Below are 21,361 nucleotides of genomic sequence, written 5' to 3'. Positions count from 1 at the left end.
ATCATGCTCGATAACCTCACGCTCGACCAGATCCGCACCTTCGTCGCCATCGCCGAGAACGGCAGCTTTCGCGCCGCGGCGACCAAGCTGACGCGGGTGCAATCCGCGGTCAGCCACGCCATCGCCAACCTCGAGGCGGAACTCGGCCTCATGCTGTTCGATCGCTCCAGCCACCGCCCGGCACTGACGGCCGAGGGCAAGGCGCTGCTCGGCAATGCGCGCGACCTCCTGCTCCGCGTCGACGCGATGCGCGCGCGGGCGCGCGGCCTTGGCGACGGGGTGGAATCGGAACTTTCGCTCGTCGTCGATACGCTGTTTCCGATCGCCGCCATCGGCGCGGCGCTGACGGAAATGCGGGCGGCCTATCCATCGGTCGGCGTCCGGCTTGCGGTCGAACCGATGGGCGGGCCGATCGCCGCCCTGACCGAACGACGCAGCGCGCTCGCCGTCACGGTCGGGGAAGATTTCCGCGATCCCCGCCTCGCACTCGATGCGATCTGCGCCGTGCAGATGGTCGCCGTCGTCGCCGCAAGCCATCCGCTCGCGCGCCGCGGCCGCAAGAGCGTCGCCGACCTCGCCGATCATCTGCAGATCGTGCTGTCGGATCCGACACCGCTGTCGGAGGGCCGCAGCTTCGGCGTGCTCTCGCCGCAGATCTGTAGGGTCAGCAATCAGGACACCAAGCACGCCATGATGCTGGCCGGGCTCGGCTGGGGCCGGCTGCCGCTCTGGCAGGTGGCGCGCGACCTCAGCGAACGCCGCCTGGTGCGGGTCGAAACCGGCGCGCTCGGCCGCAACGCCGCGCTTGCGATGGAAGCCTATCTCGCGCACCGGCTCGACGAGCCGCTCGGCCCCGCCGCGGGCGCGTTTGCAGAGGCGTTGACGCGGATTGCTGCGCGCAGCAGCCAGCCAAAAATCAAAACGAGGGCGGCGAAGAAGCGCTAAGAAGCGGCAGCCAGTTCGTGCTCGCGTCAATCCTCGATCTCGCCGCTGCGGATCGCGAGCCGGATGGCCTGCGCGGTGGTCGCGACGCCGAGCCGAAGCCGGGCCCGCCGCAAATGGTTTTCGACCGTCCGCTCCGACAGACCAAGCGACGCCGCGATGTGGGCCTGCCGCCGTCCGGCGGAGATCCAGCGCAACACCTCGCGCTCGCGCGGCGACAGGCTCGACGCACCGTCCGGCTCGCGTGCTTCCATCAGCCGGCGAGCGGCGCGGAAGGCCGCGGCGCCGATCATCGCTAGCGCCACCCGCGTCCGTGCCGACGCGTCGATACGTATGCCGGCGAAGCTCATCGCGCCTTCGAGGCCGGTGCGCCCGAACACCGGGACCTGCAGCCCATGGAAACCCGGTCCGCGTGGCGCGCGCACCACGCGGTATTTCTCGCCACGAGCGGACAGCACCTTGGTCCAGAAAAACGGCTCGTCCACATTGAGGAAATTGCGCGTCACCGGACAGTGCCGGACATAGGTCTCGGCATCGACCGTCACGCCCTTGCCGAACCAGTCGCCCTCGACCCAATAAATCCTGTCGACCAGGTCCTCCCGCGCCGGGGATGCCGAGAACATCACGAACCGGTCGTAACCGAGCGGCACGCACGCCGACCGCACAACCGCCCGGATCGCGGACAAGCTCTCGCTGCCCTCGATCGCAACCACGGCTTCGATGTAGCGATCCATGTCGTGTCCCGGAAAGTCTCGCCGGGCGCGGCCCGGCCGATTGAGGACTTTCCCTCAGCGGAAGCCGACCCGCAAGCCGCGTCACCCAAACCGCGTCACTCAAGCCGCGTCACCATCGTCTGCCGGTCGCGGGCGACGCGGCGAGGTTTGCCCTCGCCGTGCGCTGGCTTGGCCGATGGCCAAGCCCCCCTCAGCCGCCGAGCGTATCGAGCAAGGCCTTTGCCGCCGCCTTGCCGACATTGTTGGCAGCGAACGGGCTGTCACCGGTGATCAGCTTGCGATCCTGATACGTCTTGCCGGTGATGTCCTTGTTCAGGATCTCGACGCCGAGCACCTGCAGCTGTTCGCCGAAGGCCCAGGTCAGCGCGCCCGGCATGTAGCCGATGTCTGGCGTGGTGCGGTCGATGGCGTCGGGAAATGCGCAGATCTTGTAGCCCTTGAAGGGATAATCGCCCTTGGCTTCGCCGACCGCGGACGCCAGCAGCGCCGCCGGGCCATGGCAAAGCGAGATGATATGCTTGTCGTTGTCGAGCGCCCACTTCAGGGCGGCCTTCACATCGAGGCTTTCGGGCAACCCGATCAGCGCGCCATGGCCGCCGGGAATGAAGACCGCGATGTAATCGGACTCCTTGCCGAGCTTGTTTTCGATCACGTCGGAGAGTTTGAGCGGCTGCTTCAGCCGGCCGAGATATTTCTGGTAGATGCTCTTGATCGCGTCGTCCTCCTTCGGAAACGCCCAGAGCTCCATCTTGACCGGGTTGCCCGACACGGTCGCGATGTCGAATTCGAAACCGGCCTTGTCGAGGTGATACATCGGCAACAAGGTCTCGACCGGATGGTTGCCGGTCGAGAACATCGTGCCATTCTGCAACAGCAGATAGCGCTCATCCGCGGCGATCATCAGAATCTTCCAGCGGCCCCCCTTGTAGGCATTGGGATAGTCCGCGCCGGAGAGATCCGACTTGGCCGAGGTGAATTGCCCAAGCGAGTAAGGCGACGGAAAAAAGGCGTTGTTCTCCGCCGGATCGGGTACGGGACGCTTGTCCTGGGATTGCTCGGACATCGCGATATCCTCTCATCGTGTTGCGATCCTGCAAAGGTAAGCACGAGCCCCGAAATCACGAACGAGGGATTTCCCTCAATGGCTCGCGGGGGGGAACCCGGCGCCAGACCGGTGCAGCCTGAGGGAACGCAGCGGCGATATTCATCACAACGTCGAGAGCCCCTGCGCCACCTCCGCGTCGTTTGGCTCCAATTCATCTCCGCGGCCGGATGGTGCGCGCGACCGATCGCGGTCGCGCAAGGAGTCGTGCATGATGCCGATCAGCCGCCGGCGAGCGCTGACGCTTGCCTCGTTCGTCATAGCGAGCCCGCTGCTCGGCGCCGAAAGCGGCGCCGAACCGGCGCCGCTCCCTGGGTCTGCAACCTTCGACATGGCCAGCTTCACGGCCACCTCCAGCGGCGACGCCGACGTGGCCTTCGCCAAGGCGCTGGCTGCCGTTGCCAAGGCAGCGGCTGACGCCAGCAAGGCTGGACCGGTTCACATCGTTCTCAACCTAGAGAAGAACGCCAGCTACCGGATCGAGCGGCCGATCGCGTTCCGGCAGTTGCACGGCTTCGAGCTTAACGGCAATGGCGCGCAGCTGATCAACACGACGCGCAGCGGGACCTTCGTGATCTCGGGTTGCAGCCACCTCACGATCCGTGACCTCAGCATTGACTACGATCCGCTGCCGTTCACGCAGGGTACGATCGCGGCCTTCGACAAGGCCGCACTCGAGATCACGGTGAGGATCGATCCGGGCTATCCCGATGATGCCGCCCAGCTCGCCGCCATGGCCGGCGGCTTCTTCAAGGTGATGGACCGCCACAACCGGGCGCTGAAGACTGGCGCCCGCGACTTCCTCTCGCCGAGCCACGTCGCGCGCATCAGTGACGGCTTGATCAATGTGCGGCTGCAGTGGAGCGCGAATGACCGCTTCCCGAGCCAGCTGCCGATCGCGATCGGCGACGTGGTCGCGATCTCCAACGGCGGCGCGCACGCCGTTACGGTGGACTCCAGCGTCGCCACGAGCCTGATCGACCTGAAGCTCCTGGCCTCGCCGGGCATGGGCATCATCGAGAATGGCGGCGAAGGCTCGATGATGCTGCAAAAAGTCTCAGTCGTTCCGGGACCCCGGCCGAAGGGCGCGACGACCGACCGGCTGATCTCGACCAACTCCGACGGTTCGCACTTCACCGCGGTCGCGCGGGGTCCGACCATCGAGGATTGCAGTTTCGCCAACACCTCCGACGATGCGGTCAATGTTCACGGCTTCTACTACTACGTCGTGGCAAAGACCGCGCCGCGGCGGTTTCTGCTCAGCCCGAAATGGGACATCGGGCTTGTGGCCGGTGACGACATCGAGAGCTGCGATCACGCGACGTTTCGTTCACTGGGGCGCGGCAAGGTCGCGCAATTGACCAAGCGCCATGCGCCGGAGCTGAAGGCGAAGATCGCCCAGCTCTGGAACAACAGGAGCTCGACAACCGAGCCGGACCTGGTCTATGACGTCACCCTGCAGCAGGACCTGCCGCTCAAGGTCGGCGACGCCATCACCTCGCTGACGCATGCCGGGTCGGGCGCCACGGTGCTGAGGTGCAGCTTCCACGCCTGCGGCCGGGTGCTGATGAAGGCGCCGAACGCCATCGTCGAAAACTGCCAGTTCACCTTCTCGACCGGGGTGGCGCTGCAGGCGGGCAGCGACATCGGCTTCTGGTCGGAGTCGGGATTTGCCGACAACCTCGTGTTCAGAGGCAACCGCTTCAGCCATTGCGTCAACGGCGCCAACGAGCTGACCAGCGGCAGCGGCACCCTCGGCACCATCTATGTCGGCATGGTGCCGCCGGAGAGCGCGAAGGGATTTCAGGACAATTTCGAGAACCGGCGCGTCATCATCGAAGGCAATCATATCGACGATTCCTGCATCTACGCGATCTTCGTCAGCAATGCCGACGGCCTCAAGATCGCCGACAATGTGATCGGCCAGACATTTGTGCGCGGCAATGCGTTCGGGGCCGGCGAGTTCTTCAGGATCAGGCCCGACAGCGCGATCTATGTCGGCCACTCCAGGAACGTCGAGATCAGCAACAATGTCGCCGCACGCGGCCGGATCGCGGCGAATGCCGTCGCGATCGATCCCAGCTGCGACAAGCGCACGGTGCATCTCGCCAACAACCGGCTGGCATGAGCGAGCGCCGAATTGAGCAGAGACAACACTTCAGCCCTGTCCCTGCTTCTGCAACACCGTGATGTGCAGACGGCGGCGGATTTCCATGCCCTGGCGCCGGTACAGCGCGATCGCCGAAACATTGCTGGTGAAAACGTGCAGGAACGGAATTTCGCCGCGCGCCACGATCTGGCGGGCGACCGCCGCCAGCAGCGCCTGCGCGTAGCCGCGGCCGCGATAGTCCGGATGCACGCAGACCGCGGTCATCTCGGTAAAGTTCCCCGGCTTCATGCGTTCCCCGGTCATCGCGACCAGCTCGCCGTTCACGCGAATGCCGAGAAAGGTGCCGAGCTCATGCGTCCGCGCACTGAACGGGCCGGGCTTTGTCAGCTCCGTCAACGCCATCATCGCAGGAACGTCGGCGGCGCCGAGCGTGACGATCTCGACGCCGGACAGCGCAAAGTCTGCGGGTGTGCCGATCATCTGCTCGCCGGTCTCGGCCAGCAGCACCTTGAACGCCGCCGGCACGGTGACCGGATCGGGCGTGAACAGCACCGCGATCTCAGGTCCCGACAACAGCGCGCCGAGCGCCGCAAAGCTCTCGGGCGACATGTCGACCATGTCGGCGAAGGGTGCGATCGCGAGCGGAAAGCGCCGGGCTCGGTGCCGCCCTCCGCCAGGCCGCGTTGTCTTGTGGTCAGCGCGCTCCAGATCGGGCGATCGAGCGGATGAAGTGGCGGTACGGCGGACATGCGGCGCTTCGCTCCTGATTTGCCTCGAACAGAGCAAGAAGCGCCGGCAAAATCCAGCATGGCGTGATGCGGATGCGGCTCACAATCACGCCAGCCGCCGGTCAAGCGATGCCGTCGGCCGGGCTACGCCACCTTGAGGCAGAGCTCGGTGCCGCCCTTGAGCGGCAGCGTGATCGACACGAAGCCATTTTTCGGATCGCGCACGAACTCCAGAAAATCCGCCTCGGCATTGTCGTTCATGACATAGCCGCCGACCCGAAGCTGCGGGGCGACGATCTCGATCACCTGGCGCGCCAGCGTCGGTCCCTTGTCGCCCGGCCAGCCATCGATCAGGATGAAGTCGACGGGACCGCCGAGATCGCGCAGCGTCTGGCGCGCATCGCCCTCGCGGATCTCGACGTAGTCGGCAAGGCCGGCATCAGTGAGATTGCGCTGCGCGGTTTGGACCTTGGCCGGCACGATCTCCGAGCCGATCACCGTGCCGCCGCCATTGTCGCGCATCGCGGCGGCGAAATACAGCGTCGACATTCCGACCGAGGTCGCGAACTCGGCGACGCGTTTGGCGCGCAGGCCGCGGCACAAGAGATAGATCAGTTCGCCCTGCTCGGGATGGATCGAGAATCCCTGCCCGGCATAGTCGTGCGGATCGCGGCTGCCGCTCTGCATCGGATTGCCCCGCACGGGCGCCCGGCGCGTCGCCTGCAGGCGCTCGATGACGGCAGCAACGCGGGCGTCAATCATCGCGCTGTGCGGTTCAGCGTTGTACATGAAAGGTCTCCTTCGCTGCGACTGTGTCATTGCTGCAGGATTTCGGCGGCAGCGCGCTCCAGGATTTTCGCGATGCGCCGCGCCTCGGCGGCATCGCTGCCGCGCTTCTGGCGCAGCGCGCTTTTCAGCGCGTGACGAGCGCGGTGCATTTCGTCGGACGCTTCGCCATCGAGATCGCTGACGCCGGCGAAGGCTTCGCGCACCTCCTCCATGCGGCGGCCGATCCGCGACAGCGCTTCGAGAATGGTGTCCGCGGTGGCGCGGTTGTCGGCGAGATGCGCCTTGCCCTGCTCGGTGATGCTGTAGAGCTTGCGCGCTGCATCCTGGGTGACGCTGGTATGGCCGATCTCTTCGAGGAATGTCAGCGCCGGATAGATCACGCCCGGGCTCGGGCTGTAGAAACCGTCTGACTTCTCCTCGATGGTCTTGATCAGCTCATAGCCGTGCGCGGGCTGCTCGCCGAGCAGCGCCAGGACGACGAGCTGCAGATCCTGCGACGAGAGCCGCCGCGATCCCGGAAAGTCGCCGCCTCCGCCTCGTCCGAAGAAGCCAGGACCGCCGCGGCCAAAGCGGTGGCCACCTCGGCCGTGCCGGCCCATGGCGAAGAACCCAAACCGGAATCCATCATCGTCCCGGTCACGAAACATCTGTTTTATCATCGCTTGTTCCTTACTGAAAACGTATCTTACGATATATCTTCAGATGAAAAGACGACAACCCACGTTTTCGTGAGGAGCCGGCGGCCCGACGCCGCGGCGGCCACGCTCGCTGGGAACGACTGGGCTTGTCGACGTTCGCGCAGCTGGCCTATGGCTTCAGAAGGTTTCCCAACTTCTGCGACTCATGCGCCCCAAAACCTTCGAAGCCCATTGCCTGCGCCTGCCCGCCGCCACCAAGGTGGTGCAATGGGAGGGCACGTCGGTGTTCAAGGTCGGCGGCAAGATGTTCGCGCTGGCCGGCGGCTTCATCGAGAGCACCGGCGGCTTCATGTTCAAGACCTCGAACATGGCCTATCAGCTGCTGATCGAGCAGGGCCTGGCGCGGCCGGCGCCGTATCTGGCGCGTGCCACATGGGTGCAGCTGGCGGCCAACGACGCCCTGCCCGACGCCGAGCTCAAGGCCTATCTCGCGCAGGCGCATGCCCTGATCGCCGCGAAGCTGACGCGGAAATCACGCAAGGCGCTCGGGCTCGCGTGACCGGCAAAAGCGTTTTCGAGCGAAGTGGATACCGGTTCGCGTGAAGAAAACGCGCCAAAACAAGAATCTAGAGCCCCGTTCCGATTCAATCGGAACGGCAAAGGCTCCGGCCGCAGCGCCGCTCAACCACCCAACGGCTTGTCGGAATCGCCCGACAGCAATTTCGGAAACAGCTCCTTGAAGGCGAACTTGTCGTCGCCCTTTGCGCGGTCGAAGCGCAGCACGACGTCGAAGCGGCTACCCTCCCATTTGGTCGGCGGCGTGCCCTTGCTGACCGGGATCAGCGGAAGGATGTCCGAGATGATCGCCTTGTGCTCCCAGCACAACAGCACGACGCCCTTCAGCGCCAGCACGGCCTGCATCAGCGCCGGCTCATCACCCTTGCCAAAGCCTTCGTTCGGCGCCAGCGAGCGGCGCGCGGCGAGTGCCGAGATCGTCTCGGCTGGACGGCTGCTTGGCGGCTGGTTGGGCGTGGTGCCGGGCGTCGCGGCGTAGATCGCGTCAGGCTTGGCATAGTCACCGCCGGTGAGATCGGTGCCGAACAACGCAGCCCAAGCACCCGCGCGCTGCCAACCGCGGAGCACAAGCGACTCGGTATCGGACACTCCGTCCGCGGTGAAGCCGGGTCCCGGCCAGCCATCGCCAGGTTTTTCGGCATGACGGATGATGAAGAGCGTGAGCGCGTCCATGGCGGCCTCGTGGGGAAGGATATGCGGGGGGAAACGGCGTCGGCGACATCGATCCTACCCCCGATCAGGCGTCGGCTTCATGAACGGCGTCACAATTTGCGAAAACTCGCGCGGTACTGCGCGGGGGACACGCCGAGCCGTTCGGAGAACACGATCCGCATCCGGTCGGCCGAGCCGAAGCCGCAGTCGAACGCAACCGCCTTCAGCGGCCGGTCCGAGCCCTCGAGCAACCGGCGCGCGGCGTCGACCCGCGCCCGTTCGACGAATTCGTGCGGCGTGATGCCGGTCTCCTGCGCGAAGCTGCGGCCGAAATTGCGCACGCTCATGCTGACGGCCTCGGCCAGCGACTGCAGCGTGTGGCGCTCGCCGACGCGCTGCATGACATGCGCCTGCGCCCGCGCGATCGGCGAATCCTCGTCGACCGGCGCGGTGAGATAGGGACTGAACTGCGACTGCCCGCCCTGGCGCTGTGCCACCACGACCAGCCGCTTTGCCACCGCGACCGCGACCTGTGGCCCATGACGCTCGGCGACGAGCGCCAATCCAAGATCGATCCCAGCGGTCACGCCGGCTGAGGTCATCAGCTTGCCGTCGCGGATGTAGATCCGGTCGAAGATCACCTCGGCGGCCGGAAAGCGCGCCGCCAGCCGCTGCGCGTTCTGCCAATGCGTCGTCACCTTGTGGCCGTCGAGCAGCCCGGCATGGCCGAGCGCGAACGCGCCGGTGCAGATCGAACCATACAATTCGGCGCGCTCGGGCGCCCCGCGCAGCCACCGCGTCAGTTCGGGATCGGGATCGGCGTCGGGCAATCCAGGCCCGCCGGCGACCAGCAGAATATCGAACTTCTCGTTTGCCTCGTCGAAGCTGAGGTCGGCGGATATCTTCATGCCGTTCGATGCGCGCAGCGGTTCGCGGTTGGCGCCGATCAGCACGGTCTCGTAGCCATGGCCTGATGGCACGAAGCCATTGGTTTCCGCGAACACATCGACGGGACCGGCGACATCGAGCGCCTGAACCCCCTCGTGAATTGCGATCGCGATCTTCTGAACCGCCATACGTTCTCCTTGCTCAGCTGGCGCGAAACGACGTCTCGTTGGCCCGATCCGGCGGCGCGCGATCGTTGCGAGATCAGGCCAAACGGGCGACATACACCCCACGGATCACGCCACCGGGCGATCCGAACCCACCGCAGAGACGAACGCTGGTGCCCGCGTGTTCGCACGCCACGGCATCGTCTTGCCACATCGAGGAGCGTCTTGAAATGACCGAGATCATCGCCGGCATCCGTGTACCCGACAGCGCCATGGCTCGCGCCGCCACCCAGCTGGTGCGCGATACCGAGGACGATCTACTCTACAATCACAGCCGCCGGGTGTTCTTCTGGGGCGCACTGACTGGCAACCGCCGCAAGCTGAAATTCGATTCCGAGCTGCTCTATATCGGCGCCATGTTCCACGACATGGGTCTCACGGCGGCGCACGCGAGCCCGGACCTGCGCTTCGAGGTGGACGGCGCCAACGCCGCGCGCGACTTCCTCAAGGGCTATGGCGTCGCCGAACGCGACATCGAGGACGTCTGGACATCGATCGCGCTGCACACCACGCCCGGCGTTCCCGAGCACATGCGCCCGACCATTGCACTGGTCACCGCCGGCGTCGAGATGGACGTGCTCGGCATCGCATATGACGATTTCGCGCACGAACACCGCGACCACGTCTGCGCGCACCATCCGCGCGAGGCCAACTTCAAGGAAAACATCATCGACCATTTCGCCGCCGGCACCATCAAGAAGCCGCACACCACCTTCGGCAACGTCAAGGCCGACGTGCTCGCGTTGAAGGACGTGAATTACACAAGGACGAACTTCTGCTCGATCATCCTCGGCTCGAAATGGCCGACATGACGCCGCGCCGAATTTCAATCCGAACCGCGAAGGAGACGACCATGACCATCGCCGTCAACACCGGCTTCGGCGAAGCGGAACGGACCAGCATCGCCGAGGCGCTCTCGAAGGTGCTTGCCGACACCTATGCGCTGTATCTGAAGACGCATGGCTACCACTGGAACGTCACCGGTCCGACGTTCCAGGCCCTGCACACGCTGTTCGAGGGACAATATCGCGAGGAGTGGCAGGCGCTGGACGACATCGCCGAGCGCATTCGCGCCCTCGGCGAGCTGGTGCCGCAGACCTACTCCGCCTTCGCCAACCTCACCGCGATCAAGGACGGCCACGCCAGCCTCGACTCCGACGCCATGGTGGCCGAGCTGCTGCTCGACAACGAGACCGTCGTGAAGGCCATCCGCGGCGCCTTCGCAGTCGCCGAGTCTGCCAGCGATGAAGCGACGATGGACATGCTCAACGCCCGCACCGCCGCTCACGAAAAGCACGCCTGGATGCTGCGCGCGACGCTCGACGTGAAATAGGACCGCCCAACAGCAGGCATATCAGGGAGAACGACAATGACCGCTTTCGAGATCAATCGCGACGCCTCCGTGGCATCGCATGCCGAGCCAGCGTTTCGCGGCAACGACCAGCCGATCCATAAAGACTACTGGCTCGACGTCGCGCTCGAGGACAGCTTTCCCTGCAGCGATCCGATCTCCTCGATGCGAGCAGACTGAACGGCGCCCGCGGCGCGGTTCAGGCGTGCGGACCGCGGTCAGGGCCAGGAGCTCGCCCACCGGCCGCGAGCGCGAGCCTGGCAAGGTAGTGCGTCCAACCCTTGTCATGGCTCGCGCACTGCGCCGCATTTGGCGTGCCGCTATGGGTCATGCGCAACAGCGTGCCGTTGTCCTGTTCCATCAGGTCGATCTCGATCAGGCTCGATCCCGGCGGCACTTCGGCGCCGCCCTCCCAGCCGAAACTGTAGGCTAGGCGATGCACCGGCACGACCTCGCGAAACGCGCCGCGCGCCGTCCGCGACAGATCGCCGGAGACGCCCTTGAGCAGATAGAGCCCGCCGGGATGCAGCTCGGTTTCGGCCTCGAGCCCCATCCAGCTGACGATCTTCTGCGGATCGGTCAGGAAGGCGAACACGGTTGCGGGCGGAGCTGCGATCTGCATCTCGCGTTGGACGATGAAGGCTTCGGTCATCGGTTGATCCTCCATGGGCGGTCAGGTTTCGGGATAATTCGTGACAAGGGCGGCGCATCAACTCCATGATGGGCGATGCGATTGTCCTCGACACTGAGCTGGCTGGTCGACGCCGCCGCCGAGACCGCGGGCGCCAACCGGTTGCTGGCGGCGACCGGATGGCCCGACCCTCGGCTGGATCGGGACACGTCCCTTCACGCCCGCGGAGGCGGATCAATTGCGCGAGGCGGCGCGCTTCACGGCCGCACCGCTTGTCGCGCTCGCCGCACGCGCGACACTCACCGCGGCGCTGGAAGCCTATCTCGGCCGGCGCAGCGCGGCGCGCGTGCTGGCGTCGCCCTTGCGGCGCAACACCGGCGAAACCATCCGGGCGGCCCTGCTGTTTGCCGATCTGCGCGGCTTCACCGCGCTCTCCGAAAACCATCCGCCTGCCGAGGTGATCGCGGCGCTCGATGCCTGGTTCGACCGCATCGCCGGCGCGATCCATGCCTTCGGCGGCGAGGTGCTGAAATTCATCGGCGACGGTCTGCTCGCGATCTTTCCGGTCACGACCAGCGCGCGCAGCGCATGCGAGGCGGCGCTGCGCGCAGTATCGGCGGCACGCGTCGGCATGGCGCATCTCGATGCCGAGCGGCGCGGCCGCGACCTGCCGCCGCTGCCATTCGGTGCGGCGCTGCATCTCGGCGAGGTGCACTGGGGCAATATCGGCGCGGCCGACCGCCTCGACTTCACCGCGATCGGCGCCGCGGTCAATCTGGTCAGCCGGCTGGAAGGACTGTGCAAGCCGCTCGAGCAGACCGTGCTGGTCTCGGGCGCACTCGCCACCGAGACCGAGATGCCGCTGATCGCACTCGGCACCCACGAGCTGCGCGGCATCGCACGGCCATGTGCGGTCGTGCCGGAGGGATGAGCCGGTCATCGGAACAACCGCAGCCACGGCGCCAGATGGAAGGCGCTCATCAGCGCATACATCGGCACCATCCCCTGCAGTGAAAGCGGCCCCTGCATGCCGCCGCAGATCATGTCGGCCGGCGCCATCGCGGCGATCAGCGCCATCAGCGCGAAGGTCGGCGCTGCCGCCAGCGCGAGCCAGCGCGCCACCATCGGACCGCGTCCGCCTAGCCGGCCCTTCAACCAATCCTCGTGTGTTTCGATCCCGGTCATCATTCGATCTCTCTGGAGCTGATCCATCTCGTCATGTGCTAGGTTAGGACCGGGCCTCGGAGGGCGAGAGTGACAAGTGTGTCGGGATTCGAATGGACTCGCTGATAACAGCTGCGGCGCGCGCGCTGGCGGCGGGTGATCCCCTCGGCGCACTGAAACGGGTGGCCCTGCGTGACGATGCCCCGGCGCTGGCGCTCCGCGGCATTGCGATGGCCCGGCTCGGCGATTTCGCCCGCGCCAAGGAGCTGTTGCGGCGGGCGGGCCGCGCCTTCGGCCCGCGGGAAGCCATCGCACGGGCGCGCTGCGTGGTGGCCGAGGCCGAGATCGCGCTGGTGTCGCGCGATCTGTCCTTTCCCAAGAAGGCGCTCGCCGCGGCGCGCGCGACGCTGGCCGCGCATGGCGACGCGCTCAACGCTGCGCATGCCGGCTATCTCGAAATCCGTCGCCTGCTGCTGATCGGAAGCCTCGATGCAGCCGAGCGTATGCTCGACGACCTCGACCCGGCGCCCTTCCCGCCGGCGCTGCGGGTCGGCCATGAACTGGTCGTGGCCGGGATCGCGATGCGGCGGCTGCGCACCAAGCCCGCACGCGAAGCGCTGGCGCGGGCCAGGGATGCGGCGCGCCGCGCCGGCATCGCCGAACTCGCGGCCGAGGTCGAAGGCACCGCGCATCTGCTCGCGACCCCCGCGGCGCGTCTGATCGCACGCGGCAGCGAGCGGCCGCTGCTGCTCGCGGAGGTCGAGGCCCTGCTGGCGTCGAAGGCGCTCGTCGTCGATGCCTGCCGCTATGTCGTGCGCGATCTCAGCACCACTGTGTCGCTGACGCGGCGGCCGGTGCTGTTCGCGCTCGCCCGCGCGCTTGGCGAAGCCTGGCCGCAGGACGTGTCGCGCGGCACGCTGATCGCGCGGGCGTTTCGCGGCAAGCACGCCGACGAATCGCACCGCGCGCGGCTCCGGGTCGAGATCGGACGTCTGCGCCGGGCATTGCGGCCGCTCGCCGATCTCACCGCGACGCCTGACGGCTTCGTGCTAGAGCCGCGCGGCCGGCGCAACGTCGCCGTGCTGGCGCTGCCGGTCGACGAGGAGCACGCGGAAGTGCTCGCCTTCCTCGCCGACGGCGAGGCCTGGTCGAGTTCGGCGCTGTCGGTGGCGCTCGGGGCAAGCCAGCGCACCGTGCAGCGCGCGCTCGACGCGCTGGCCGCCACAGGCAAGGTGCAGTCGGTCGGCCGCGCTCGTGCCCGGCGCTGGATGACGCCGCCGGTGCCGGGATTCACGACGACGTTGTTACTCCCTGCCCCGCTGCCGAACGGCTAGCATCAGGGCGCAATCAGCGCGTTTTCGAGCGAAGTGGATACCGGTTCGCGTCAAGAAAACGCGTCAAAGCAAGAACCAGGAGCGCCGCATGAAGAAGTCCGAAGCCGAGATCATCCGGGAATATGCCTTCGAAGGCGTCGAGAGCGTGGGCGGCGTCAGCTTCGACGGCGAGCAGGTCTGGTTCGCGGCCGGCGGCCGGCTGGTCGCGTTCGATCCCGACAGCGGCAAGACCACCCGCATCCTCGACATCGCGGCCCATGCCGGCACCGCCTTCGACGGCAAGCACCTCTATCAGATCGCCGAGGACCGCATTCTGAAGATCGAGCCGGACAGCGGACGCGTGGTGTCCACCATCCCCGCGCCCGGCGGCGGCCGCGACTCCGGCATGGCCTGGGCGGAAGGCTCGCTGTGGGTCGGCCAGTATCGCGACCGCACCATCCACCAGATCGATCCGGAGACCGGCAAGATCCTCCGCACCATCGAAAGCAACCGGTTCGTCACCGGTGTCTCCTGGGTCGACGGCGAGCTCTGGCACGGCACATGGGAGGAGGACCAGAGCGACGTGCGGCGGATCGATCCGCAGACCGGCGAAGTGATCGAACGGCTGGAGATGCCGCAGGGCGTGTTCGTCTCCGGGCTCGAATCCGACGGGAAGGACCGGTTCTTCTGCGGCAGCGGTTCCACCAACAACAAGGTGCGCGCCATCCGGCGGCCGAAGCGCGACCGCAAGTGACGTGCGTGACGCGATCGAACAGACCGCGTCACCCACCGTACTCTCACGCCGGCGCCGGCACCGCATTGGGCCGTGCCGCCAGCATCGGCCGGAACGTCATCATGATCAGGAACGCGCCGATGCCCATGGCCCAGGAGCCGACATAGAGCCACGTGTAGCTCGCAAAGGCATCGTAGATCAGGCCGCCGACCAAGGGGCCGGTTGCCATGCCGAGGCTGCCGGCCATCGACGTACCGCCAATCACAGTGCCCATCATCCGCAGCGGAAAATTCTCGCGGACCAGCACGGCATACAGCGGCATGGTTCCAGCATAGATGAATCCGAACAGCGCAGCGACTGCGTAGAACGCGGCAAGTTCGCGGACGAAGGCGTAACCGAGAGCGCCGAACGCCTGGGCGAGCAGGCCGAACACCAGCAAGCGCTTGGCGCCGAAGCGATCGCCGAGCAGGCCGAAGCCGATACGGCCGCCCATGCCGGCCAGTCCTTCGACGCTGTAGATCGTGACCGCTGCGATCATCGGGACGCCGCAAGTGATAGCGTAGCTGACGGTGTGGATGATCGGGCCCGAATGGGTGGCGCAGCAGAAGAAACTGGTCGCGGTCAGGATGATGAATTGCGGCGAGCGTAGCGCCTGAGCCAGCGACATCGGCGGCTCGCCGTTCTCGGTGACCGCCTCAGCGTGGTCGCTCTGCAGCGCCGGCGGACGGCGCACCAGGAACGCGACCGGGATCATGATCGCACCGACCACGCCCGACACGATCAGCATCGCGGACCGCCAGTCGTGGTGGGAGATCAGCCAGGCCGCAAGCGGCGACATCGTCATCGGCGCCATGCCCATGCCCGCCGACACCAGCGAGACGGCGAGACTGCGATGGGTGTCGAACCAGCCGGTGACGCAGGCCATCATCGGGGCGAAGATCGCGGCGGTGGCCCCACCGACCAGCACGCCGAACACGAACTGAAACGCCAGCAGCGACGTGGCCTGGCTGGCCAGCGCCAGGCTCGCCGCCAGCACGACCGATCCGGTCAGCACCACCGGGAGCGGCCCGAACCGGTCGGACAGCGTGCCCCAGATCATGCTGGTGAAGGCCATCGCGAGGAAGCCGATCGTCATCGCGCTGGAGATGCCGGTCACCGACCAGCCGGTCTCGCGCGCCATGGGCTGGAGGAACACCGGCAGCGAAAACATGCCGCCGATCGCGACGCAGCCGAGCAGGCCGCCGGCCGCGACGATCACCCAGCGATAGGTCGAATTGCTCATTCCAAAACTCCCATTCAGCTCGTTCTGAATGGAAGACGAGCGGGACGGTGAGGAACCGACAGCCGGCGACCCGCTCCGGCTCACTTTTTTGCGAGCGTGGCAGCCTCCAATGGCCGCAACCGCGCCCCGTCCCCTTGGCGCCTAGCGACCAGCCAAACTGCACCCGGGCTGCGGCGCGATCTCGCCGAGCGCACGGACCTGTACGAGTTCGCTCCCCTGTGTCCTGGCGATGAACATGTTCATCGCGGCGTGGTGATCCTGACCGAGCGTCACGGGACCGGTCGGCGACGCAATGGTGAGGCCCGCCATTGCGTCGATGATGGCCTCCTTCTCGAGCTTGCCGGCTTTCTCGGCCGCCGCCTTGAGCGCGACCAGGGTGTTGTAGTGCGTCATCACGTAATTCGACACGGCAACGCCGGCACCAGCCGCCGCGCGTGCCTTGGCGACGAATGCCTTGACGGCGGGATCGTCGCTCGCTGCGACCGCCGGCACCACGGTCACCATGTTCTGGCCCTTGCCGCGGAAGATGCCGAGGTCGACCTCCGACAAGCCAAGGAAAGCGACCGTGATGTCCTTCAGCAACCCGGCCTCGTCGGCCTGCCGGATGAAATCCATGCCGTCGCCCTTCAGCGCGAACAGCAGCACCTTGGCCTTGCTCGCCGCGACCTCCTTGATCAGCGGCGAAAAGTCGGTCTCGGTCCCCAGCGTGTATTTGGTCCCGACCACCTTGCCGCCGAGCTTCTCAATCAGGGGCTGTGCGATGTCGAACATCTGGTGCGGCCAGACCCGGTCGGCGCCGAGCAGGAAGTACGTGTTGCCGAAGGTCTGGGTCATGTAGGGCAACAGCTGGCCGAGCTCCTGGTTCGGCACCGCGCCGAACGAAAACAGATAGCGGCTGCATTTGCCGCCCTCGTAATTGGTGGCGTAGAGCAGCGGCGTCTTCGAACTCTCGGCCAGCGGCACCAGCGCATTCAAATTGCGCGAGGTGATCGGACCGACCACGGCCAGCGCGCCGTCCTTCTCGACCAGCGAGCGCATCGCGTCAGCGGCGGCCTCCGGCCGCGTCTTGTCGTCGGCATAGATGATCTCGACGGGACGGCCGAGAATCCCGCCCGCCGCGTTGATGTCGCGCGCGGCGAGATCGAGCCCGAGCTTCGCCTGCTGGCCATAAAGCTCGACGCCACCCGAAAACGGCAGCACCGCGCCGACGCGGATCGGTCCGCCGGCGTCCGCTGCGCATGAAGGTCGCAGCGCCGTGGAGCCGAGCAGCAGCGCGAGCGCGATGCACGTGATCCTGCGTGATGCCATGTGTCCTCGATTCGTACCGCCGACAAGCGCATGTCGGCCGAGTCTAGCTGCGCGGCTCGAAAGGATTGGTTAAGAGCGCAACCGCCGGGGCAATCGCTCCCGGCTATTGCTTGGTTGCGGGATTGCCTCGCGAACTCCGAGAGGTGTCGGCCAATTCGCGATGATAAAGGACAGCCAACCCTACGAACGTCGCCGGCGTGAGCCGCGAAGAAATCGGCGCGTAATTCGATTGTGGACGATGCAACCCGAACTTGCCCTCGATCCAAGATTTGAACTCAGACGACTTGATCACCTGATCGAGACGCCGCAAGCTGACTGTGTCCACGCCGAAAGCTCTCATCGCATCTCGAATCCTGGCATCCTCACGAGACTCCCAGTTTTGTGCGCGAGACCATCTGAAGAACACCTCAGGAATGCTGGTGTTTGGCATCTGGTCGTGGCACTCGCGGCAAAGCAAGAACAGATTTGACACATTGTCGCTTCCGTTGAGCGACCTTGGGATTATGTGACAGCGTTGAAGAGGAATGCGGTTCCAACATCGCAGTATTTCGTCCCAACCCGCGTCAGGCCGCTTGATGTCGTACCTTGTGCCATAGTGAAATCCACAAGCCCAACAGCGAGGCTTCCTCGGTTCTACATGCAAGTACAACCGTGAAAGCCGATGCTTCCAATACTCATATATATGCGCTTTCGACGGAAGAATCTCTGCAGACTGCCACATAGTCATAGCATGCCTCCAGAAGCAAAGCGCCGGCACGAGTTCGAGGCGACGACGGCCGAGCATCAGCGCCTGATAGAGACGCTTCCGACGCCCGACTACGACGTCGTCAACCTGCCGAAGACATCGCCGGCCGCGCGCGCCGACTTCGTCCTGGCTACGCTCGGCGGCTGCATCACATCTGTTACCTGATCAAGCCGTCACTCTGCGGCCTCGCGCAGCGGAACGCCCTGCTCGACATCGAGTTGCAAAATATCGTTGAAGCGATTGAAGGCCCCGCACAGCGCGATCCGCCAGGTCAACTCGACGATCTGCGCTTCCGAGAAATGCGCGCGGAGCCGCGCGAAGATCTCGTCGCGGGTCTTGTTCCAGTTGTTAGTGACGGCGATCGCATATTCGACCACGAGCTTGTCGAGCGCGTCGAGCTCGGGATGATCCTGATAGTCGCGCAGCCGTTCGGCGCCCTCCTCCGAGACGTCCTGGATCGCGAGCTTCGGCGCATGATGCGATACGCAATAATCGCACTTGTTCAACAGCGACACCGTCACCAGTGCGAGTTCGAGATGCCGTTTCGACAGCACCGCCTCGTCGGCAAGATCGACCAGCAGCGACCACGTGTGCTTGAAGATCGGCGGGCGCTGCGCCATAACGCCGGCCTGGTTCTCGAACGCGCCATAGGTGGTCATCTTGTCCCACAGCGGCTTGAGCTCGGCCGGCAGGTCGCTCTTGGTCTTGATGGACACGCGTGACATGGATTTTGCCTTGGATCTCGCCTCGGGTCGGAACTGAACCGGTGCAGCCTGCCCCGCTTCGGCAGGCGCCGCAAGCCGCAGCGCCGCATGGCAGGCGTCGCATCTGGTCGGCGCAACCGCCTCAGAACGACGTCCCGCCGCCGAACCTGAACTCCTGCACGATGTCGTATTTGCCCTTGGTGATTGGCACCGCGTAATCGAAGCGCAGCGGCCCGAACGGCGACGCCCAGATCAGGCCGACGCCGACCGAGGTCCTCACCACGTTCTCGTCGTCGTATTGCAGGCCGCATTTGCAAGCAGCCGTGTTCACCTCGCCGGTCGCGGCCCACGACGTCGGTCCCTGGTAACCCCAGAGCGAGCCGGCATCCGCATAGACCGCTCCCTTCAACCCGACCTCCGACGGCAAGAACCAGAATGGCATTTGCAGTTCCATCGAAGCGCCCCAATATTTGGTTCCGCCGAGCGCATCCCCGACCGCCCCGAAACTCGCGTAGGTGATGTCACGCGGACCGATGCCGTTGGTAGCAAAGCCACGCACGAGGTTCGGCCCCATCTGGAAATGATCCAGCATACGCAGATCATTGTCCCCGATCTTGGTGAGTAGGCCGCCCTGCAGGTGGATCAGCCCGATCAGGTCGGACACCAGCGGCGTATAGTACTTGGCGTCCACCGCGCTCTTCAGATAGGTCACGTCGCCGACGACGCCGGCAAAATCCTGCTTGAAGTCGATCATCAGGCCGTCGGTCGGGTTCTTGTTGTTGTCGAGGGTGTTGTAGCTCAGGGTGTAGCCGAGCTGCGAGGTCCAGGTCGCACCGGCAGCCAGCTCCTTGCGCACGGGCAAGGTGGATTCGCCGTCGCCGTAGCAACCATATCCATAGAGCCCCGATGAGACCGAGTTGGTCGGATCGACGCCGCCGAGCAGACTCTGGATGTAGGCGGGCGTCGGATTGAACGCGAGCGACGTGTTGGACGCGTTGTTGTTGCAGTTCGCGTAGGCGCTATCGAGCGAGATTTCCTGTTGGTAAAGCGAATACCGAAGCTGGAGCGTCAGATCCTCGCGCAACGCCAGACCAAGCCTTGGCGAGAACCCGATCGTCTTCACGCCATAGGTCGTGTAATCGGTTGGCAACTGCTCCTTGTAATAGGCATCGAGCCCGAGCGCGACGCGATAATCGAGCAGATACGGCTCGACAAAGGACAGCGACAGGCCGCGCGAGTACTGGCCGTAGCTGACCGTTGCCTTCGCAAACAGGCCACGGCCCAGCAGATTGCGCTCGGAGACGCTGACCTCGGCGAGCGCGCCGTCGGTGGTGGAATAGCCCCCCGAAACGGAGAAGTCACCGGTCGACTTCTCCTCCAGATTGACGACCAAGATCACTCGATCGCTCGATGAGCCGGGCTCCGTGGTGATCATGACCGTCTTGAAGTAGTCGAGATTCTTCAGCCGCCGCTCGGCACGATCGACCAGCGCGCGGTTATACGCGTCGCCCTCGGAGAGATCGAACTCGCGCCGGATCACGTAGTCGCGCGTGCGGCCGTTGCCGCGAATGTCGATGCGCTCGATATAGGTCCGCGGCCCCTCCTCCACGCGGAACATGATCCCCACCGTGTGGGCCTCGAAATTCCGGCTGCCGTCCGGACGGACCACGGCGAAGGCATAGCCGCGGCGCGAGGCTTCGATCTGCATGTCTTCGACCGATTTCTCGATGGCTTCGACATTGTAGAGCGAGCCTTCACTGACCCGCGAAAGCGAGCGCAGGCTGTTTGGATCGAACCCCGCGATGGTCGAGCGGAAGCTCACCGTCGCAACGCGGTACTGCTGCCCTTCGTCGATCTTGAAAGTGACCTGAAAACCCTTGCGTCCCGGGTCGTATTCGGCGAGCGCGGCCACGACCTGCACGTCCGCATAGCCATGCTTGAGGTAGAAGCGACGGATCAGGTCGCGATCGGCCTCGACGCGATCGGGGTCGTAGATGTCGCCGTTGCCGAGAAAGCTCAGGAGGTTCGACTCATGGGTCTTGATGATGTCCTTCAGGCGCGCCGCCGAGAAGCTGTTGTTGCCCATGAACTCGATGGTCTTGACGCCGGTCTTTTGCCCCTCCTCGACGGTGAAGACGAGATCGACGCGGTTGCTCGGCCGCTCGACGATCTCAGGCGTGACGTGCACGTCGTAGCGGCCGGAGCGCCGGTAGATTTCAGCGATCCGCAGCGCATCGGACTGCACCATCGGCCGCGACAGCGTGCCTCGCGACTTCGACTGCACCTCGGCCGAGAGCTGCTCGTCCTTGATCTTCTTGTTGCCCTCGAACGCGACGCGGTCGATCACAGGATTCTCGATCACCGAGACGACAATCCGCCCACCGGCGCGATTGATCTTGACGTCCTGGAACAGCCCGGTCGCGAGCAGCTCCTTGAACCCGTCGTCGATCGCGGCCTGATCGAGCTGTCCGCCGGGCCCCGGCCTGAAATAGGAGCGGACGGTTTCCGCCTCGATTCTCCGGTTGCCTTCGACCGTGATCGCATCGACCGATTGCGCCGCCACTGGTGCCACCAACAGCCATGTCCCCGGCGTTCCCGGGATCGACAAACCCGAGAGCACGACCGCCACGACAAGGCTCCGCCACGTCTTCATTCCACACCTCGCGAACAAGTCACCCGTTGTGACGGGACGGTGATGGCTGCGGTGTGGCTGCTAGGTTGCGGGATTATTTCCAGTGGTTTGGGACT

The 21,361-nt window shown here is 65.5% G+C and carries 22 protein-coding genes and 3 pseudogenes; 10 read left to right on the top strand and 15 right to left on the bottom strand.

The window, feature by feature from the left end; all coding sequences use genetic code 11:
* Positions 1-3: 3 nt before the first annotated feature.
* On the top strand, positions 4-945 hold the full coding sequence (locus G6P99_RS21035) for a LysR family transcriptional regulator (RefSeq protein ID WP_029078755.1): 942 nt from the start codon (positions 4-6) through the stop codon (positions 943-945).
* A gap of 26 nt (positions 946-971) precedes the next feature.
* On the opposite strand, the gene G6P99_RS21030 is transcribed toward G6P99_RS21035, so the two are convergent.
* Positions 972-1,676 (bottom strand): PA1136 family autoinducer-binding transcriptional regulator, encoded by a 705-nt coding sequence (locus G6P99_RS21030; protein WP_029078754.1) that lies wholly within the window; start codon positions 1,674-1,676, stop codon positions 972-974.
* A 190-nt stretch (positions 1,677-1,866) separates the two neighbouring features.
* On the bottom strand, positions 1,867-2,739 hold the full coding sequence (gene hchA, locus G6P99_RS21025) for a glyoxalase III HchA (protein ID WP_165123360.1): 873 nt from the start codon (positions 2,737-2,739) through the stop codon (positions 1,867-1,869).
* 250 nt (positions 2,740-2,989) lie between these two features.
* On the opposite strand from hchA, the gene G6P99_RS21020 reads away from it, so the two are divergent.
* On the top strand, positions 2,990-4,906 hold the full coding sequence (locus G6P99_RS21020; protein WP_029078752.1) for a right-handed parallel beta-helix repeat-containing protein: 1,917 nt from the start codon (positions 2,990-2,992) through the stop codon (positions 4,904-4,906).
* 30 nt (positions 4,907-4,936) lie between these two features.
* Here G6P99_RS21020 and G6P99_RS21015 read toward each other — a convergent pair.
* The 3 genes and pseudogenes from G6P99_RS21015 to G6P99_RS21005 all read right to left on the bottom strand — a co-directional run bounded on the left by G6P99_RS21015 (position 4,937) and on the right by G6P99_RS21005 (position 7,064).
* Positions 4,937-5,637 (bottom strand): annotated as a pseudogene (locus G6P99_RS21015) (GNAT family N-acetyltransferase).
* 123 nt (positions 5,638-5,760) lie between these two features.
* Entirely contained in the window at positions 5,761-6,405 is a 645-nt protein-coding gene (locus tag G6P99_RS21010) for an O-methyltransferase (protein ID WP_029078750.1), read from the bottom strand.
* 26 nt (positions 6,406-6,431) lie between these two features.
* Positions 6,432-7,064 carry a PadR family transcriptional regulator gene (locus G6P99_RS21005; protein WP_245284533.1) on the bottom strand — a complete coding sequence of 211 codons (633 nt, stop codon included), beginning with the start codon at positions 7,062-7,064 and terminating at the stop codon, positions 6,432-6,434.
* A 184-nt stretch (positions 7,065-7,248) separates the two neighbouring features.
* Here G6P99_RS21005 and G6P99_RS21000 point away from each other — a divergent pair, with 184 nt between their 5' ends.
* Positions 7,249-7,602, top strand: coding sequence for an MmcQ/YjbR family DNA-binding protein (locus G6P99_RS21000; RefSeq protein ID WP_029078748.1), 354 nt, complete (start codon positions 7,249-7,251; stop codon positions 7,600-7,602).
* Positions 7,603-7,724: 122 nt separating this feature from the next.
* On the opposite strand, the gene G6P99_RS20995 is transcribed toward G6P99_RS21000, so the two are convergent.
* Both G6P99_RS20995 and G6P99_RS20990 read right to left on the bottom strand, forming a co-directional pair.
* Positions 7,725-8,291, bottom strand: a complete 567-nt coding sequence (locus tag G6P99_RS20995) for a hypothetical protein (protein WP_029078747.1) — start codon at positions 8,289-8,291, stop codon at positions 7,725-7,727.
* An 89-nt stretch (positions 8,292-8,380) separates the two neighbouring features.
* Positions 8,381-9,346: a GlxA family transcriptional regulator gene (locus G6P99_RS20990; protein ID WP_165123357.1), complete on the bottom strand. Its 966-nt coding sequence runs from the start codon at positions 9,344-9,346 to the stop codon at positions 8,381-8,383.
* Positions 9,347-9,552: 206 nt separating this feature from the next.
* Here G6P99_RS20990 and G6P99_RS20985 point away from each other — a divergent pair, with 206 nt between their 5' ends.
* From G6P99_RS20985 to G6P99_RS20975, 3 genes are read left to right on the top strand one after another with little or no spacing between them, the layout of a single operon-like run.
* Positions 9,553-10,194: an HD domain-containing protein gene (locus G6P99_RS20985; RefSeq protein WP_029078745.1), complete on the top strand. Its 642-nt coding sequence runs from the start codon at positions 9,553-9,555 to the stop codon at positions 10,192-10,194.
* 41 nt (positions 10,195-10,235) lie between these two features.
* The gene (locus G6P99_RS20980; RefSeq protein ID WP_029078744.1) at positions 10,236-10,715 is read left to right on the top strand and encodes a Dps family protein; all 480 of its coding nucleotides are present in this window, start codon (positions 10,236-10,238) and stop codon (positions 10,713-10,715) included.
* A gap of 36 nt (positions 10,716-10,751) precedes the next feature.
* Positions 10,752-10,913 (top strand): hypothetical protein, encoded by a 162-nt coding sequence (locus G6P99_RS20975; RefSeq protein ID WP_156928394.1) that lies wholly within the window; start codon positions 10,752-10,754, stop codon positions 10,911-10,913.
* Between the two features lie 19 nt (positions 10,914-10,932).
* On the opposite strand, the gene G6P99_RS20970 is transcribed toward G6P99_RS20975, so the two are convergent.
* On the bottom strand, positions 10,933-11,385 hold the full coding sequence (locus tag G6P99_RS20970; protein WP_029078743.1) for an SRPBCC family protein: 453 nt from the start codon (positions 11,383-11,385) through the stop codon (positions 10,933-10,935).
* Positions 11,386-11,536: 151 nt separating this feature from the next.
* Here G6P99_RS20970 and G6P99_RS20965 point away from each other — a divergent pair.
* Positions 11,537-12,295, top strand: a pseudogene (locus G6P99_RS20965) (adenylate/guanylate cyclase domain-containing protein); the annotation flags it as partial.
* A gap of 5 nt (positions 12,296-12,300) precedes the next feature.
* Here the strand turns inward: G6P99_RS20965 and G6P99_RS20960 are convergent.
* Positions 12,301-12,549, bottom strand: a complete 249-nt coding sequence (locus G6P99_RS20960) for a hypothetical protein (RefSeq protein WP_371261137.1) — start codon at positions 12,547-12,549, stop codon at positions 12,301-12,303.
* Positions 12,550-12,641: 92 nt separating this feature from the next.
* On the opposite strand from G6P99_RS20960, the gene G6P99_RS20955 reads away from it, so the two are divergent.
* Positions 12,642-13,862: a hypothetical protein gene (locus G6P99_RS20955; protein WP_029078741.1), complete on the top strand. Its 1,221-nt coding sequence runs from the start codon at positions 12,642-12,644 to the stop codon at positions 13,860-13,862.
* Positions 13,863-13,950: 88 nt separating this feature from the next.
* A complete protein-coding gene (locus G6P99_RS20950) occupies positions 13,951-14,595 on the top strand; it encodes a glutaminyl-peptide cyclotransferase (RefSeq protein ID WP_029078740.1) in 645 nt (214 codons plus the stop codon).
* A gap of 43 nt (positions 14,596-14,638) precedes the next feature.
* Here G6P99_RS20950 and G6P99_RS20945 read toward each other — a convergent pair whose 3' ends face one another.
* From G6P99_RS20945 to G6P99_RS47705, 4 genes and pseudogenes are all read right to left on the bottom strand, one after another.
* Positions 14,639-15,856 (bottom strand): MFS transporter, encoded by a 1,218-nt coding sequence (locus G6P99_RS20945; RefSeq protein WP_029078739.1) that lies wholly within the window; start codon positions 15,854-15,856, stop codon positions 14,639-14,641.
* Positions 15,857-15,997: 141 nt separating this feature from the next.
* Complete coding sequence (locus G6P99_RS20940; protein WP_165123355.1) at positions 15,998-17,164, bottom strand: substrate-binding protein; 1,167 nt, start codon at positions 17,162-17,164, stop codon at positions 15,998-16,000.
* A 103-nt stretch (positions 17,165-17,267) separates the two neighbouring features.
* Positions 17,268-17,636 (bottom strand): hypothetical protein, encoded by a 369-nt coding sequence (locus G6P99_RS20935; protein ID WP_165123353.1) that lies wholly within the window; start codon positions 17,634-17,636, stop codon positions 17,268-17,270.
* Between the two features lie 9 nt (positions 17,637-17,645).
* Positions 17,646-17,885, bottom strand: a pseudogene (locus G6P99_RS47705) (hypothetical protein); the annotation flags it as partial.
* Between the two features lie 9 nt (positions 17,886-17,894).
* On the opposite strand from G6P99_RS47705, the gene G6P99_RS20930 reads away from it, so the two are divergent.
* Positions 17,895-18,074: a hypothetical protein gene (locus G6P99_RS20930; protein ID WP_029078737.1), complete on the top strand. Its 180-nt coding sequence runs from the start codon at positions 17,895-17,897 to the stop codon at positions 18,072-18,074.
* A gap of 8 nt (positions 18,075-18,082) precedes the next feature.
* Here G6P99_RS20930 and G6P99_RS20925 read toward each other — a convergent pair whose 3' ends face one another.
* Both G6P99_RS20925 and bamA read right to left on the bottom strand, forming a co-directional pair.
* A complete protein-coding gene (locus G6P99_RS20925; protein WP_165123351.1) occupies positions 18,083-18,634 on the bottom strand; it encodes a carboxymuconolactone decarboxylase family protein in 552 nt (183 codons plus the stop codon).
* A gap of 121 nt (positions 18,635-18,755) precedes the next feature.
* Entirely contained in the window at positions 18,756-21,266 is a 2,511-nt protein-coding gene (gene bamA, locus G6P99_RS20920; protein ID WP_165123349.1) for an outer membrane protein assembly factor BamA, read from the bottom strand.
* Between the last annotated feature and the right edge of the window lie 95 nt (positions 21,267-21,361).

It is taken from the genome of Bradyrhizobium sp. 6(2017) (genome assembly GCF_011058295.2).
In the GTDB taxonomy this organism is placed as follows: Bacteria; Pseudomonadota; Alphaproteobacteria; order Rhizobiales; family Xanthobacteraceae; genus Bradyrhizobium; species Bradyrhizobium septentrionale.
This window is presented reverse-complemented; position numbering and strand designations above follow the sequence as displayed.